This window comes from Streptomyces sp. CNZ301 (assembly GCF_004217425.1).
The window spans coordinates 3,297,640-3,313,709 of the sequence record NZ_SHLG01000001.1; the positions used below are offsets into that span (position 1 = coordinate 3,297,640).

The window sequence follows — 16,070 nt, forward strand, 5'->3', positions numbered from 1 at the left end:
GAGTTACAGGGACGGCCCGAGGAGCCAGGAGGCGATCTCGCGGATCGCGCCCTCGCCCCCCGGCGTCGAGGTGATCGCGCGTGCCGCCTCGCGTACGACCTCGTGCGCTCCCGCGACTGCCACAGGCCAGCCCACGAGGTTGAAGCAGGGAAGGTCGTTGACGTCGTTGCCGACGTAGAGCACGCGCTCGGGGCCGATGCCCCTCTCCTCGCACCACTGCTTGAGCGCGAGGTCCTTGCGGTCGATGCCGTGCAGTACGGGGATCCGCAGCTTCCGGGCCCGTGCGGCGACGACCGGGTTCTCCTCCGTGGACAGGATCAGCAGTTCGAGACCGTCGCGGCGGAGCGCGGCGATGCCGAGTCCGTCGCCGCGGTGCACGGCGACCAGTTCCCGTCCCTCGGAGTCGATCAGCACCCTGTCGTCGGTCTGGGTGCCGTCGAAATCCAGTACGACCGCGTCCACGTCCTCGCGGCCCGGCAGCACGCGGGGGCGCGCGGCGTCGAGCAGCGGCGCGAGCGCGCGGGCGCGGGCGAGGTCGTGAGGGTCGTCGATCTCCAGGACGCGGGCGGGGTCCGTGCGGACCGGTTCGGTGCGTCCGAAGAAGCGGTGTCCGCTCTTGCGGAAGCCGGCGGCGTCCATGGCGTACGCGGCGCCGGTCTCCAGCAGGTCCTGCGGGCGGTCCTGGCGGCGCGGCCGGAACGCTTTGTCATGGTTGACGCCGAAGCCGCCGGTGTCCGAGGTGTCGCCGGGAGCCGCGGAATCCCCGTGGCCGGCGGCGTCCACGGTGCCGGGGCCGTCCGGGCCGTCGCGCCAGATGAAGCCGTGGAACGGGGCGACGGTCAGGGCGCTGTCCGCGCCGCCCTCGACGACCGCCGCGGCCACCGCGTCGATGTCGTCGCGGGTGATGAACGGGCTGGTGCACTGCACGAGCAGCACCGCGTCGACGGGGACGCCCGAGCGTGACTCGCAGACGTCGACGGCGTGCAGGACGGCGGCCTCGCTGGTCGCGGTGTCCCCCGCTATCTCGCCCGGCCGCTCCACGACCTGTGCGCCGGCCGCGCGTGCGGCGGCCGCGATCTCGGAGTCGTCCGTCGAGACGGCCACGTCCGTCACCAGGTCGGCGGCGAGGCAGGCCCGTACGGCCCTGGCAACGAGGGGTTCGCCGCCCACGGTGGCGAGGTTCTTGGCCGGCACGCCCTTCGACCCGCCGCGGGCGGGGATCACTGCGAGTACGCGGCGGGAGCGCGCCGTCACGGCGTTCGTCCCGGGCCCTGCTGCGGACAACTCGGTCATGTCAACACTCCTCGGCGGTGGATGGGGGGTGGGGTGCGGGCGGGCGCGGCGCGCACAGGCGCGCGGCGCCACGGCCCGTCACAGCTCCCCCATGCGGCGGATCACGGGCGCCACGCGCTGCACGCCGTGCCGGTACGCCCCGCGTGCCACGTCCCGGACAGCGCCCCGTACGGCGGCGCGCACCCCGGTCGAGGCCTCGGCTGCGGCGGCCTTCGCCGCACCGGGCAGCACCGACCCGTCGGCGCCGAAGCCGTAGCGGGCGAGGACGCCCGGCAGATATCCGGGTGCGGTAACGGGCGTGTAGTACGGGGTGACGGCGGGCAGCCGGTCGCGGCCCGCGAGCCGCGTCACCCGCTCCCGCGCGAAGTCGAAGGCGCGCTCGTACGCGCCTCCCGCCAGCACGCCCTGCCGCGCCGTCCACCCGGCGTCGGCCTCCGGCAGGTGCCCCGCGTCGAGTTCGTCCCACGAGGCGAGGCAGCCGGAGCCGAGGAAGTGGTGGTTGCCGAGCGCTTCCCGCACGCCGAGATCTGTGAGGACGGCGGTGGGGATCCCCCGGTGCAGCGACTCCAGCGCGGCGGTCGAGCTGACGGTCACCAGCAGGTCCGTGCGGTCCAGGACCTCGCTCATGTGCCCGTAGACGAGGCGGCAGTTGGACGGCAGGCCGCCGCTCAGCCGCTCGGAGAGCCGCTGGTAGGGCAGCTCCTCGATGTGCGTGGTGTGTTCGCCCGGGCGGCTGCGGAGCTTGACGAGCACCTCGCGCCCGGGATGGCTGCGGGCGTGCGCGGCGGCGCGGCGCAGCAGGTAGGCACGGTCGTCACGGCCGGCGGGCACGGACGGCTGCGCGGCGAAGACGACGGTGAACGGCCGCCCGGAGCCCGGGCCTTCGTAGGGCGCGCCGCCGAGGAACGGCAGTGCGCCCTCGGTGACGGCGGACGCGTCGGCGCCGGCGCCCTCGTAGACGTCGCGGAAACGCTCGGCGTCGTGGCGGGAGTTGGCGAGGACGACGTCGGCGCCGTGGCGCAGCAGCAGCCCGTCGGCGAGCTTCTCGTAGACGACGCCGACATATCCGGTGACGGTCACCGGGCGCCGCACCTCTGCCTGTGCCTCACCGCTCACGGCCACGTCGGCGCCGGGACCCGCTTCGGCGGGCTCCGCGGAGGCGCGCCGCGCCGCGTGCGCCATGCCGTGCAGCATCGCCTGCACCGCCCCGCCGACGCAGGCGAGGACGACGACGTCGTACGTGCCGCGGTCGGCGGCCTCCCCCACGAAGGCCGCGCCGGTCGTCTCCCGCAGTGAGTCCACCTCGACGCCCACCTCGGCGAGCTGCCGGGGCGTCGGGGTGGCACGCCCGCGCAGCAGCAGCCCGTCGACGCGGGCGCCGGGCGCGATGCGGCGGGCGGTGAGCGCTCCCCATTTCCAGCGGGTGTCAGAATCCGCGAGCACCGCCGTACGGAGCGGGGAGGCGGAATCCGCGGAATGGTCGGCAGCCGCGAAAGGAATGTTTGCTGGCACGTCCTCGACGCTAGAAAGCAATTCCGGAGCCCGGCCCAACGGAAATACAACAGCTGGTTAACAGCGCACCGCCGACCGGCCAACTGGCCGGCGGGGAAACGGATTCACCGTCCCGCCATGCGTCGTTCACCGGCGCTTGCCGGGCGCGCCACAAACAGGGCCGCGGGCGGCCCTATGGTCGGCCGGGTGGTCAATCTCTCCGTCATCGTGCCGTTCTACAACGTGCAGTCCTACGCCCCGGAAGCAATCAGAAGCCTACGCGCGAATGCGCGCGAGGACATCGAATTCATTCTCGTCGACGACTGTTCGACGGATGACACCCCGGAGATTCTCGCGGAAGCCGAGCGGGAACTGAGCGGGGCCGTTCTCGTGCGGCACGAACGCAACGGCGGTCTCGCGACCGCCCGCAACACGGGCCTGGACGCCTCCCGCGGCAGATATCTCACCTTCCTCGACGGCGACGACTGGCTCGCACCGGGCTACTACCCCCGGCTGCTCGCCGCCATCGAGGACCTGGGCTGCGACTTCGTACGCACCGACCACGTCAGCTGCACGGCACGTGCCCGTACGATCGCTCGCGTCCCGCACGGCCGCCGCGGCGTGGTCATGGATCCGCGGGAGGCGATCCTGCCGGCCGAGCGCACCACGTCCGTCGACTACGCCTACGCCTGGGCCGGCATCTACCACCGGCGGCTGCTGGACGACGGGCTGCTCCACTTCACGCACGGCCTGCGCACCGCCGAGGACCGCCCGTGGATCTGGCGGCTGCACCGCGAGGCCAAGTCGTTCGCCACGCTCGGGATGACGGGCGTCTACTACAGGCGCGGCGTCGCCTCTTCCCTCACGCAGATCGGCGACGTGCGCCAACTGGACTTCATCCGCGCCTTCGACCAGGTCGTCGACGAGACGGCACGCGACCGCGACGCGGACAGGCTGCTGCCGAAGGCCGTGCGCACGTACTGCGCGATCATCTCCCACCATCTGACCAGCGGACGGTTCCAGCCGCGCGTGGAGCGCGAGCTGCGTGCCCGCAGTGCGGCCGCACTCCGGCGGCTCCCCGCCGGCCCGCTTGCCGACGCGCTGAACTCCATGGACGTCGAGCGGGCCTCCCGGCTGCGCAGGCTGCGCCGCCGTCCCGCCCTCTTCCGCCAGGCGCCGGGAGAGGCGGCGTGAGCGACACACACCTCTCAGGACGGACCGACCGCATGCGTACGCAGATCTTCTTCGCCTCGACCCTCTACGGCGCCGCGACGCTGGCCGCCGCCATCGACGCCGGGAAGTTCACCTCCGGCGCGCCGGACGGGAAGCCCCGGAGCGGCCGCCGGCTGCTGCTGGTCAGCAACAACGCCGCCAACCCGGAGACGACTCCCGCGCTGGACACCATGCCGGGGTTCGAGCGCTTGCGGACCCGCTTCGACCGCGTGCTGTCGTGGAACGATGCCATCGCCCCGTTCCATCCGGGGGGATGGTCGCCGCGCGCGGACGACGTGCCCGTGCTGGAGCGGTATCTGCGGCTGCTGTGGGGGCTGGGCGACGACGAGGTGGAGCTCGTCGTGGAGTCCATCCAGGTCGAACCGGCCCTCGCCGTCGCCCGGTTGTTCCCCGACGCTCCCCTCGAGGTGTACGCGGACGGCCTGATGAGCTACGGGCCCACCCGCAACAAGCTCGACCCGCTGGTCGGCTCGCGTGTGGGGCGTCTGCTCCACCTCGACCTGCTGCCGGGCCTGGAGCCGCTGCTGCTCACGGAGTTCGGCGTGCGGAGCGAGGTCGTGCCCACCGGCGCATTCACCTCCGTACTGGCGGAGCTGGCGCAGGACGTTCCGCCGAGCGTGACGTCCCTGCCCCGGGGCGGTGCGCTGCTTCTGGGGCAGTACATGTCGGCGCTGGAGATCCTCACCCCCGAGGAGGAGGAGCAGCTTCATGTGCGGATGCTGCGCGGCGCCGCCGGACTCGGCCACAGCAGCGTGGTGTTCAAGCCGCACCCGGTGGCCCCGGCGCGTTTCTCGCGTGCGCTGGAGAAGGAGGCCGGTGAACTCGGCGTCGAACTGCGGGTGCTGAACACTCCGGTGCTCGCGGAGGTGCTCTACGAGCAGATGCGGCCGGAGCTCGTCGTGGGCTGCTTCTCGACGGCCCTGCTGACGGCCGCCTCCTTCTACGGGCTGCGCGTCGCCCGTACGGGCACGGGCCTGCTGCTGGAGCGCCTGACGCCGTACCAGAACAGCAACCGGGTGCCCGTCACCCTCGTCGACGCGCTGCTGCCGGACGTCGACGGTGAGACGTCGGGCGAAGGGGCGGATCCGGATGCCGGGCCGGGTGCGTGGCGCATCCCGGAAGCGGCGGAGATCGAGCACCGGTTGACGGGTCTGCTGCGGACGGTGGGGTTCTGCATGCAGCCGGAGATCCTGCCGGGGATGCGCGGCGAGGCGGAACGGTATCTCTCCGCGCATCTCGACTCCCGTACTCTGCGCTACTTCAAGCGGCGCCGCCTCACGGCGCTCGTTCTTCCGGGCGGCTGGACGCGGCAGTTCGCGTTCCTGCGGCGCAGGCCGACGGTGCGCAGGGCGGCCCGGCGCGTACGGGCGCTCAAGCGCGCGGCTCTCGGCTGACGCGACCGGCGGACGGCGGACGGCGGACGGCGGACGGCGGACGGGCCGGTGGGTACGCGCACTTCGACGCGTACCCACCGGCCCTTCCGCTGCCGCGAACGGGGTCAGACCACGAGCCAGAGCAGCAGCAGGAAGATCAGGGCGACGACGGAGATCAGGGTCTCCATCACCGACCACGTCTTGAGCGTCTGGCCGACGCTCATGCCGAAGTACTCCTTCACCATCCAGAAACCGGCGTCGTTGACGTGGCTGAAGAAGAGGGAGCCGGCACCGACGGCCAGTACGAGCAGCGCCGACTGCGCGGTGTTCATGTCCGCGGCCAGCGGGGCGACGAGTCCGGCGGCCGAGATGGTCGCCACCGTCGCCGAGCCGGTCGCCAGCCGGATGCAGACGGCGATGAGCCAGCCCAGCAGAAGCGCCGGCACGGACCAGCTCTTCGAGAAGTCCATGATCATCTGGCCGATGCCGACGTCGACCAGCGTCTGCTTGAAACCGCCGCCGGCGGCGACGATCAGCAGGATCCCGGCGATGGGCATGAGGGAGGTCTCGACGGTGGAGGTGATCCGCCCCTTGGTGAAGCCGGCGGCCCTGCCCAGCGTGAACATCGCGACGATCACCGCCGAGAGCAGTGCGACCAGCGGCGAGCCGGCCACGTCCATGACCCGCTGCACGGTGTTCTCCGGGTCGCCGACGACGATGTCCGTCAGCGCCTTCGCCAGCATCAGCACGACGGGCAGCAGCACCGTCCCGACGGTGACGGCGAACCTCGGGCGCCGCTCCAGATCCTCCGACGGACGCTCCGGCACGATCCCCTCGGGCGGCTGCACGTCGACCCACCTGGCCGCGAAGCGCGCGAAGAGGGGGCCGGAGACGACCAGCGTCGGGATGCCCACGAGCACGCCGAAGGCGAGGGTGACGCCGAGGTTCGCGTGCACCGAGTCGATCGCGGCGAGCGGGCCGGGGTGCGGGGGCACCAGGCCGTGCATCACGGAGAGCCCCGCGAGCGCCGGGATTCCGATGCGGATGAGGGAGAGGTTGCCGCGCCGTGCCACGAGCAGCAGCACCGGGATCATCAGGACGAGGCCGACCTCGAAGAAGAGCGGAAGGCCGATGATGCCGGCGATCAGTGCCATCGCCCACGGCATCGCACGCTCGCCCGTCCTGGCGAGGATCGTGTCGACGATCTCGTCGGCGCCACCGGAGTCGGCGAGAAGCTTGCCGAGCATCGCGCCCAGCGCGATGAGGACTCCGACCCCGGCGACCGTGTCGCCGAGTCCCGTGGAGAAGCTCTCGATGGTCTTGTCCAGCGGTGCGGCCGCCACGGCACCGAGGGCGAGGGTGCCGAGGGTGAGCGCGAGGAACGCGTGGACCTTGAAACGCGTGATGAGCAGGACGATGACGGCTATGCCGGCCAGGGCCGCGAGCCCCAGCTGAAGGTTGCCGGCGGAGCTGATGGGATCTATCGGCTCCGGTCCGGCGGCAATTATCTCGGCACTGAGACGGCGCACGGCTCTTCCTTGTCGTGAGTGAACGGGGTTACGGGGGCGGGAGGTCGGGTTCGGTTACTGCCGGGAGCCGCTGGGGGCGCCCGGCAATTGCGGGGATGCGTGGGCGACTTCGGGCACGGAGCGGGCCGCCGCCCCGGACCCGCGGCGTGGAGCCGGTGCCTACGGACGGACCGCTGAGGGCCCTTCCGGCATCGCGCACCACTCGCGGACAGCCGCGAGGGCCTGCCCGGTGACGGTGTCGGGGCCGTCGCACACGGGGACGGCGGCCCCCGCCTCGTCCGCCTGGAGCGGCTGGAGCGTCGCGAACTGGGAGTCCAGCAGCGTGAGCGGCATGAAGTGGTCGCGGCGCTGCTCCATGCGCCGGGCGATGAGCGAACGGTCTCCGGTGAGGTGGACGAAGAAGACCCCGGGGGCGGCCGCACGCAGCCGGTCGCGGTAGGCACGCTTGAGCGCGGAGCAGCTGACGACCCCTCCGGATTCCATCCGCTCGGCGGCCCACCGGCCGATGGCGTCGAGCCAGGGCTGCCGGTCGGCGTCGTCGAGGGGTTCGCCGGCGGTCATCTTGGCGACGTTCGCCGGCGGGTGGAAGGAGTCGGCCTCGGCGTAGGGCACTGCCAACGCCTCCGCGAGCATCGCCCCCACGGTTGTCTTGCCGGTTCCGGCGACCCCCATGACGATCACTACGCCGCCCGCGGTGGGCTGCTCGGCCGGGAGGGCGTCGCCGTGTTCGCGTCCCTGGTCACGGCCGCCGCCTGTCGGGCCCTTCCCCTGCCTTCGGCGGGGAGACCCCAACGGCCTTCGGCGGGGAGACCCCATATGCACCTCGCAGTCCTCTTCCGTGTGGGCGCCGCACACTCAACCTCATTACGTCACACTTATTCAATAGGTCGATGTTGATTGGTCATACTTAATTGGCGTGACGGCCACCACGTACTCTGAAGTCCCCGGAGGGGGCCGGTGCGTGGCACCGGCGGTGCGGGGTGCCGGCCGGTGCGGCGCCTCCCCCGGGCGAAGCCCGAGGGGAAAAGAGAACTCGGGAGACCCATGACCAGCCAGGCTGCGGACAGCCGGGGCCGGGGCCTGCACGCGCGGCTGCTCGGCCGGCTCGGGCCCGCGATCACCGCGGGCGACTACCCGCCGGGCACCGTGCTGCTCACGGACGAGCTGGCCGAGCGCTACGAGGTCTCACGCACGGTCGTACGCGAGGCGGTGCGGGTGCTGGAGTCCATGCATCTCGTGGAGTCGCGCCGCCGGGTGGGCGTGACCGTGCTGCCCACCGAGCAGTGGAACGTCTTCGACCCTCAGGTGATCACCTGGCGTCTGGCGGGTGCGGACCGGCCACGGCAGCTGCGTTCACTGACCAGGCTGCGTTCGGCTGTCGAACCCGTGGCGGCCCGGCTCGCGGCGGAGCTGGCCACCCCGGAGGAGTGCGCCGAACTGACCGAGCACGCTCTCGGGATGGTGCGCACCTCCCGAGGGCAGCAGCTGGCGAACTACCTCGTGCACGACGTCGCGTTCCACGGCGTGATACTGCGCGCCTCGCGGAACGAGATGTTCGCCCGGCTCGGCGATGTCGTCGCCGCCGTCCTCACCGGACGCACCGAGCACGAGGTGATGTTCAGCGACCCCCGCCAGGAGGCCGTCACCATGCACGTCCAGGTAGCCGAGGCCGTGCGGGAGCGGGACGGCGCGGCCGCGGAGCGCCTGATGCGCACCATCACCGAGGACGCCCTGGCCGAACTCGACGTCCTCGCTCCGTGAACCGCCGCCCGGCCCCGCCCTGGGAAGTGGGAAGGGGGACGGGCACGGGTCAGGCTCCCGCCACCCTCCGCACCACGCGCAGCAGGTACTCCTTCCTGTTGAGCGGGGCGTGGTCGGTGCGCGGCCGCGACGGGACCTCCCCCACCACCGGCCGGTAGCGGCCGAAGGCGCACTCCAGCACTCCCTCCCCGCTTGTCAGCGTGGGCAGTTGCCGCTCCAGCTCGTGCACCCGCGCCGCCGGGATCTCGCCCTCCAGCACATACGCGTCGCCCTTCGTCGCCGGTGCCTGCGGCACCCCGCGCAGGCGCGAGAGCACGGGCAGCACGGCACCGAACGTCTCCGCGGGGATCTCCACCCGGAACCGGTGCATCGGCTCGTGCACGGTCGCCCCGGCACGTCTCAGCGCCTCCATCAGGACGAGGGGCGTCAGCTGGCGGAAGTCGGCGCCGGTGCTCGACATGCTCTTGTCGAACATCGCGTGGGCATGGCTCTGGCGGGGCGCATGGCCGGAGTACGTCATGGTGACCGCGCAGTCGGGGATCTCCCAGCCGTGGACCCCCTCGCGCAGGGTCTCGCGCACGGTGTCCTCGACCGCCCTCATGAACGCGTTGGGCATGGAACCGAGTTCGACCTCCAGCCGTACCGCACGCCGCTGCCCGGCGGTGCCGGTTCGACGCGCAGACCGACGGTGGCCAGAAACGGGTTGGGCTCCTTGTGGATGATCTCCACGGCCGAGCCGGGCCCGTCGAGACGTTCGACGCAGATGGTCGTGGACTCGCGGAACGTGACGTCCAGCCCGAACTCGTCGGCGAGCGTGGCCTGGACGACCTCCTTCTGCACCTCGCCGTAGAGCGACACGTGGATCTCGCCTCGGAGTTCGTCCTGCCGCAGACCGAATGGCGTCTCCCCGCCGAAGGCGAAGGGGGTCCCCCGCCGAAGGCGAAGGGGGTCCCCCGCCGAAGGCGAAGGGGGTCCCCCGCCGAAGGCGAAGGGGGTCCCCCGCCGAAGGCGAAGGGGGTCCCCCGCCGAAGGCGAATGGGGTCTCCCCGCCGAAGGCAGGGGACGGGTCCTGCTCTTCGAGTTGAGTGAGCGCCGCGTGCAGTGCACCCGACTCCTCCGGGCGGCACGGCACGACGACGGTCTCCAGTGTCGGCGGCGCGAAGTGGTGCTGCTCCCGTGTCACCCTGCGGGCCAGGCCGGTGGACCCGGTGTGCGGCTCAGGCCTGCACGGCAGCCGCCTCGGGCGGCCACCGCTCGAACCACCGCCGGTCCGCCTCCAGCTGTGCGGCCAGCTGGACGAGCAGCGGTTCGCTGCTCTCGGGCCCGAGCAGCTGGGCACCCAGCGGCAGCCCCGAAGTGGTGAACCCCGCGGGGACGTTGACGCCGGGCCAGCCCAGCATGTTCCACGGCCACGCGTACGGGCAGTGGGCGATCATCGTGCGGTCGGTCCGCAGGCCGGAAAGGCCCGCCAGGTCGCCGATGCGCATCGGGGGCGTCGCCGTCGTGGGGGTCAGCACCACGTCATGGCGGCGGAAGATCCGGCCCACGCGCCGACCCAGCGGAGCCTCCGCCGCACGCGCCGCACGCAGCACCGAGCCCCCCAGCAGCCTCCCCGTGCGAGCGGCGCCGCGCGTACGGGGATCGAGCAGCGCGAATTCGGGGACGCGGCCCGTCCATTCGCGGATGCCCGCCGTGGCGCGGGGCACGAACGCCAGCCCGATCGGCCCGTAATCCGGATCGGCTTCCTCGACGTCGTGACCGAGCGCGGAGAGCCGCTCCGCGAGGTCGGTGACAGCTGCGCGTACCACCGGATCGAGTGACTTCCGCGTCGCCGTCCACGGAGGGCGCAGGGAAAGCGCGATGCGCAGGCGCCCCGGGTCCCGTCCGACCGCGGGCAGAACCTCGACCGGCGAGGGCCGGTGCAGGTCCCCTTCCGCGCTTCCGGAGGCCACGTCCAGCAGCAGCGCCGCGTCCCGCACCGTGCGGGCCAGCGGTCCGAAGACCGTGATCCCCTTGAACGCCTCCGGCTCGGGCATCGTCGAGATCCTGCCGCGCTGCGGCTTGATGCCGACCAGATGACTCCAGGCCGAAGGGATACGGATCGAACCCGCCCCGTCCGAACCCAACGCCGCCGGAACCAGACCCGCCGCGACCGCGGCGGCCGAGCCGCCCGAGGACCCGCCCGGCGTGTGCTCCAGACTCCACGGGTTGCGGGTGTCACCGAAGGCCTGCCCCTCGGTGAAGGGCCACTGGCCCAGTTCGGGAGAGTTGGTCTTGCCCACGATGACGGCGCCCGCCGCACGAAGCCGGCGCACGGCCTCGCTGTCCGCCTCCTTGCGGGGAAAGTCGCCTGGGCAGCCGAAGGCCGTCGGCTCACCGGTCACATCCACGTCGTCCTTCACGGCGACGGGCACACCCAGCAGCGGCAGACGCTCACCCCGCGCCAACCGCCGGTCGGCCGCGTCCGCTTCGACGAGCGCCGCCTCCCCGCGTACGCGGCGGAACGCGTTGAGCGTCGGCTGCGAGGCGGCGATGCGGGTCAGGGCACGCTCGGTCAGCTCCCGTGCCGTCACGTCTCCGGCCGCCAGGGCGGCGGCCTGCTCGGCCAGCCCGCCCGACTCCCGAGGCGCAGCCTGCGTACCGACTTCTGCCGTCACCAGCACTCCCCATACTCGCCGGTAATACAACCCTCATCCTGCTCCCCCATTGCCCGCTCGGCAACGCCGCGGATGGGCTAGGAAAGTCACATGCCAGTCGTCTGCGGCCCCGAAGGCCCCATCCGCGCCCGCCCTTCCACCCCACCGCAACCCGTCCGAGCGGTCCTCTTCGACTTCTCCGGGACGCTCTTCCAGATCGCCGCTTACGCGGACCGCATACGTGCGGCGCTGCCGGAACCCGTCGCAGAGCCGGAGATGGACGAAATCCTCACCGCCCTGGAGGCCGGCCTCCGGGACCCCGGCGTGATCGAGGCCCAACGCGGCCGCGACGTCTCGGCACAGGCCCACCGGCACGCCTTCACCACGTGGTACGCGTCGGCGCCCGCCCTCGCCCCGTACGCCGACGTGCTCTACGAACAGATGCAGGACCCGGAGCACTGGCGTCCGTACGCCGACGCCGGGGCCGTGCTCGCGAGGCTGACCGAAAGGGGCATCGGCCTGGGGGTCGTCAGCGACGTGGGCTGGGACCTGCGCGCCACCTTCGCCCGCCACGGCCTCGCGGACCACTTCACCTCCTGGGTGCACTCGTACGAACACGACACCGAGAAGCCCGACCCGCGGCTCTTCCAGTACGCCTGCGGGGAGTTGCAGGTGACCCCCGGGGAAACGCTGATGGTCGGCGACCACCCGGCCAAGGACGGCGGCGCGTCAGCGGCGGGCCTGCGCGCCTACGTCCTCCCCGCGGGCGCGTCACCCGGCTCGGAGCGGGGGCTGGGGGCGGTGCTGCGGCTGCTCTGAGCCTGAACGGCGCGGGTGAGCGGGGGGTTGGGCGGGGGTGCGGCTCGGGGTGCGCGTGGGGTTCGTGGTGGGTGCGCCTGGGGTTCGTGGTGGGTGCGCGTGGGGTTCGTGGTGGGTGCGCGTGGGGTTCGTGCGGGGTGCGCGTGGGGTTCGTGGTGGGTGCCGGGGGCGGGCCGTTCCGGCGGGTGTCCCGGGGCGGCATGATTTACCTCCCTGAACTGGATGGGTTTCTGTACGGCCCTGCATATAGCGGTCCGCAAATCACGTTTAAGCCCCGTGCCCCCCGCCTGCACGCCCCGCCCCCTCCCGCCCGTCTCGCGTCTGCCGCTCTCGTCCGCTTCTTCCCTCCGGGAGTCCGGTTGACTGGCGGGCCCCCGCCCACCGGCGATCCTCTGACGCCACTCGCGCAGGTTCGTCCGGTGGCTCAACTCCCCTGCCGCGTGGACGGGTTCACTGGGCGTTGGGACGGGGTGCGAGCGGGCCCGGTGTCCGTCCACCCTGTGCGGCGCGATCGGCCGCGCTCATTCAGGATGACGGGCACTGGCCCACAGCCCGGTGTGGAAGAGCAGGTCTCAAGGACCCCCGGGGGGAGAGCCACTGGACCGGCGGGAGGGGGCGGGACGCGCAGGGGGGCATGGACGGGCCATTGGGGTCTCCCCAGCGAAGCGTGGGGAAGTGATTTGCGGACCGCCATATGGAAGGCAGCACGAAGGCCCGTGACGGTTCAGGGAGGTAAATCATGCCGCCCGGACTTGCCTCCCGGAGCGGCACGCCCCCGGCACCACCCACCCACCCCAGGCGCACCACCCACGACCCAAAGGCAGACGACGGCCAAACCGTCAGAACGAGTCCGTCGGCACGTAAGCGCCCCAGATCTCCCGCAGCGTGTTGCAGACCTCGCCCACGGTGGCCCGTGCCCGCAGCGCCTCCTTCATCGGGTAGAGGACGTTGTCCGTGCCCTCGGCCGCCTTGCGCAGCTCCGCCAGCGCCCCGTCCACGGCCGCCTGATCGCGCTCCGCCCGCAGCCGCGCCAGCCGTTCGCACTGCTGCTGCTCGATCGCCGGGTCGACGCGCAGCGGCTCGTACGGGTCCTCCTCGTCGCGCTGGAAGCGGTTCACGCCGACGACGACCCGCTCGCCGCTGTCGGTCTCCCGCGCGATCGCGTACGCGCTGCGCTCGATCTCTTCCTTCTGGAAGCCCTGTTCGATCGCGTTGACGGCGCCGCCCCTGTCCTCGACCTGTTCCATCAGGGCGAGGGCTGCCGCCTCCACGTCGTCCGTCATCGACTCCACGACGTACGAGCCTGCGAAGGGGTCGACCGTCGCCGTCACGTCCGTCTCGTAGGCGAGGACCTGCTGGGTGCGCAGCGCCAGGCGCGCCGACTTGTCCGTGGGCAGGGCGATGGCCTCGTCGTAGGAGTTGGTGTGCAGCGACTGCGTGCCGCCGAGGACCGCACCCAGTGCCTGCACCGTCACCCGGGCCAGGTTGACCTCTGGCTGCTGCGCGGTGAGTTGCACCCCGGCGGTCTGCGTGTGGAAGCGCAGCATCAGCGACTTGGGGTTCTGCGCCCCGAATTCCTCCCGCATGACCCGCGCCCAGATGCGCCGCGCCGCACGGAACTTGGCGACCTCTTCCAGCAGCGTCGTGCGCGCGACGAAGAAGAAGGACAGCCGCGGTGCGAAGTCGTCGACGCTCATGCCGGAGGCGACGGCTGTGCGGACGTACTCGATGCCGTCCGCCAGGGTGAAGGCGATCTCCTGCGCGGGCGTGGCTCCGGCCTCGGCCATGTGGTAGCCGGAGATGGAGATGGTGTTCCACTTGGGGATCTCGGCGCGGCAGTACTTGAAGATGTCCGCGATCAGCCGCAGCGACGGCTTGGGCGGGAAGATGTACGTGCCGCGCGCGATGTACTCCTTGAGCACGTCGTTCTGGATGGTGCCCGTGAGCTTCGCGGGGTCGGCGCCCTGCTCCTCGGCGACGAGCTGGTAGAGCAACAGCAGCAGCGCAGCGGGCGCGTTGATCGTCATCGAGGTGGAGACTTCCTCGAGCGGAATCCCGCCGAAGAGCACCCGCATGTCGTCGATGGAGTCGATGGCGACGCCGACCTTGCCGACCTCGCCGTGTGCGAGCTGGGCGTCGGAGTCGTGGCCCATCTGGGTGGGCAGGTCGAAGGCGACGGACAGGCCCATCGTGCCGTTCTCGATGAGCTGCTTGTAGCGCGCGTTGGACTCGGTGGCCGTCCCGAAGCCCGCGTACTGCCGCATCGTCCAGGGCCGCCCGGTGTACATCGTCGGGTAGACACCGCGCGTGTACGGGTAGGCGCCGGGCTCCCCCAGCTTCGCGGCGGCGTCCCAGTCACTCAGCGCGTCCGGGCCGTAGACAGGCTCGATGGGCAGACCGCTCTCGTTGAACCGCTGGTTGCCCGACTGGCGTGCCATGGACTCTGCCTCCGTACGGTCTGGGTTCGCGCCGGTGTTCCTCCGGCCGCAGCCCTGTTGCGGCGCCGCTCGGGTGAGCCTGCTGCCGCTCGGGCTGTCGCTCTTCGATTGCCACGGACTGTAGCGATCCGCGTCCGTCCGTTGCAGGGCCGCACGCTGGGACCTTCCTCACAGCGTGCCGTCCCGCCCTCACAGGATGCCGCCGCGCACCGAGGTTCACACCCGGACCGCGAGGGAAGAGAATGGGCGATCGGTGTCGGGAAATTCCGTGTTGTCCGCTCAGGTTGCGGGGGGTTCGCATGGTGGGGGCCAGACGGCCGGGAAGGCCGGTACAGGCAAGGCGCGGCAGCGTGTGGGCGGTGACGGCGGCGCTCGTCGTCACCGGGGGTGCGGCAGCCGGTTGCAAGGCGCAGACGACGGGAAGTGCGCCGATTCATGTGACGAAGACTTCGGTCGCGCCCGAGCCGACGGAGAAGCCGGCGCGCTCCTCCGTGAGCAACAGCACACAGGACAAGAACCCCGACAAGCCGGCGCAGCAGCCGAAGCCCGCCAAGCGGGCCGCCCCCGCCGACCCGGTGCTCTTCACGACGGGTGCGGGCGGCGCGCAGGTGCGTGAACTCCAGGCGCGGCTGCGCAAGTTGCAGCTCTTCGACCGCAATCCGACGGGCTACTACGGGCCGGTCACGACGGCTTCGGTCCGCGCCTTCCAGCGGCAGCAGGGCATGAGTGCCGGAGGGGCGGTCACGTCGAGCGTGTGGGCCGCGCTGCGTGCCCGCACTTCCGCGCCGTCCCACGACGAGTTGTACCCGCAGACGGCTCGTCCGCTCGACGACCCGGACCCGCGCTGCCTCACGGGGCGTGCGCTGTGCGTCAGCAAGAAGAGCCGCACGCTGGCCTGGTACGTGAACGGGCGGATGATCTCGGCGATGGACGTGCGCTTCGGCTCGGCCTACACGCCCACGCGGGAGGGGAAGTTCAGCGTCGGGTTCAAGAGCCGGGATCACGTCTCGACGATCTACGACACCCCGATGCCGTACGCGCTGTTCTTCAGCGGCGGCCAAGCCATCCACTATTCCTCGGACTTCGCGGCCCGCGGATACGCCGGCGCGTCGCACGGCTGCGTCAACGTCCGGGACAAGAAGAAGATCGCGGCGCTCTTCGCCCAGGTGCGGAAGGGTGACAAGGTCGTCGTCTACAAGTGAGCCCGGCCGCCCGCCTGCCGCGCGACGCGCGAGCGGACGAGGCGTGAGGAGCAGCCGCAAGTAGCGGAAGGCTGCAGCGAGATGAGGGGACGCCGCTCTTGAGGCGGCTGCGCCGGCCGTTCACGCCGGGAGTGAGATGGGGCGCGGGCGGGACCGGGGGAACGTGTCCCGCCCGCGCCATATGCGCGAGCCCGAAGGTACGGGGGGAACCTCGGACTTGTCGCGCAGCCGATGACCAGTCGGCTCACTTTTTACTGCGCCGTCCCCGCCGAAAGTGTCACACCAGGATTCAACT

At 71.8% G+C, this 16,070-nt stretch carries 11 protein-coding genes and 1 pseudogene; 5 read left to right on the forward strand and 7 right to left on the reverse strand.

Translation table 11 applies throughout. The annotated features are described in order from the left end of the window. Positions 1-3: 3 nt before the first annotated feature. Together EV375_RS14130 and EV375_RS14135 are read right to left on the reverse strand one after the other, a co-directional pair. Positions 4-1,293 carry an acylneuraminate cytidylyltransferase gene (locus EV375_RS14130; RefSeq protein WP_130299759.1) on the reverse strand — a complete coding sequence of 430 codons (1,290 nt, stop codon included), beginning with the start codon at positions 1,291-1,293 and terminating at the stop codon, positions 4-6. A gap of 78 nt (positions 1,294-1,371) precedes the next feature. After that, positions 1,372-2,736: a DUF6716 putative glycosyltransferase gene (locus tag EV375_RS14135; RefSeq protein ID WP_130301843.1), complete on the reverse strand. Its 1,365-nt coding sequence runs from the start codon at positions 2,734-2,736 to the stop codon at positions 1,372-1,374. Positions 2,737-2,991: 255 nt separating this feature from the next. Between EV375_RS14135 and EV375_RS14140 the strand changes: the two genes are divergently transcribed. Both EV375_RS14140 and EV375_RS14145 read left to right on the forward strand, forming a co-directional pair. Then, complete coding sequence (locus tag EV375_RS14140) at positions 2,992-3,978, forward strand: glycosyltransferase family 2 protein (RefSeq protein WP_130299760.1); 987 nt, start codon at positions 2,992-2,994, stop codon at positions 3,976-3,978. A gap of 32 nt (positions 3,979-4,010) precedes the next feature. After that, positions 4,011-5,411 carry a polysialyltransferase family glycosyltransferase gene (locus tag EV375_RS14145; protein WP_130301844.1) on the forward strand — a complete coding sequence of 467 codons (1,401 nt, stop codon included), beginning with the start codon at positions 4,011-4,013 and terminating at the stop codon, positions 5,409-5,411. 104 nt (positions 5,412-5,515) lie between these two features. Here the strand turns inward: EV375_RS14145 and EV375_RS14150 are convergent, their stop codons facing one another. After that, positions 5,516-6,919: a GntT/GntP/DsdX family permease gene (locus EV375_RS14150; RefSeq protein WP_130299761.1), complete on the reverse strand. Its 1,404-nt coding sequence runs from the start codon at positions 6,917-6,919 to the stop codon at positions 5,516-5,518. Between the two features lie 159 nt (positions 6,920-7,078). Continuing rightward, entirely contained in the window at positions 7,079-7,591 is a 513-nt protein-coding gene (locus EV375_RS14155; protein WP_130299762.1) for a gluconokinase, read from the reverse strand. Positions 7,592-7,963: 372 nt separating this feature from the next. On the opposite strand from EV375_RS14155, the gene EV375_RS14160 reads away from it, so the two are divergent. Beyond that, positions 7,964-8,680, forward strand: a complete 717-nt coding sequence (locus tag EV375_RS14160; RefSeq protein ID WP_130299763.1) for a FadR/GntR family transcriptional regulator — start codon at positions 7,964-7,966, stop codon at positions 8,678-8,680. Between the two features lie 49 nt (positions 8,681-8,729). On the opposite strand, the pseudogene EV375_RS14165 reads toward EV375_RS14160, so the two are convergent. Together EV375_RS14165 and EV375_RS14170 are read right to left on the reverse strand one after the other, a co-directional pair. Further along, a pseudogene (locus EV375_RS14165) lies at positions 8,730-9,574 on the reverse strand (GTP-binding protein); the annotation flags it as partial. A 323-nt stretch (positions 9,575-9,897) separates the two neighbouring features. Then, positions 9,898-11,337 (reverse strand): amidase, encoded by a 1,440-nt coding sequence (locus EV375_RS14170; RefSeq protein ID WP_130299764.1) that lies wholly within the window; start codon positions 11,335-11,337, stop codon positions 9,898-9,900. 90 nt (positions 11,338-11,427) lie between these two features. On the opposite strand from EV375_RS14170, the gene EV375_RS14175 reads away from it, so the two are divergent. Then, positions 11,428-12,135, forward strand: coding sequence for an HAD family hydrolase (locus EV375_RS14175; protein ID WP_130299765.1), 708 nt, complete (start codon positions 11,428-11,430; stop codon positions 12,133-12,135). Positions 12,136-12,974: 839 nt separating this feature from the next. On the opposite strand, the gene EV375_RS14180 is transcribed toward EV375_RS14175, so the two are convergent. Beyond that, positions 12,975-14,573, reverse strand: a complete 1,599-nt coding sequence (locus tag EV375_RS14180) for a methylmalonyl-CoA mutase family protein (RefSeq protein WP_130299766.1) — start codon at positions 14,571-14,573, stop codon at positions 12,975-12,977. Positions 14,574-15,010: 437 nt separating this feature from the next. On the opposite strand from EV375_RS14180, the gene EV375_RS14185 reads away from it, so the two are divergent. Further along, positions 15,011-15,775 (forward strand): L,D-transpeptidase family protein, encoded by a 765-nt coding sequence (locus EV375_RS14185; RefSeq protein WP_486588472.1) that lies wholly within the window; start codon positions 15,011-15,013, stop codon positions 15,773-15,775. Positions 15,776-16,070: the final 295 nt, after the last annotated feature.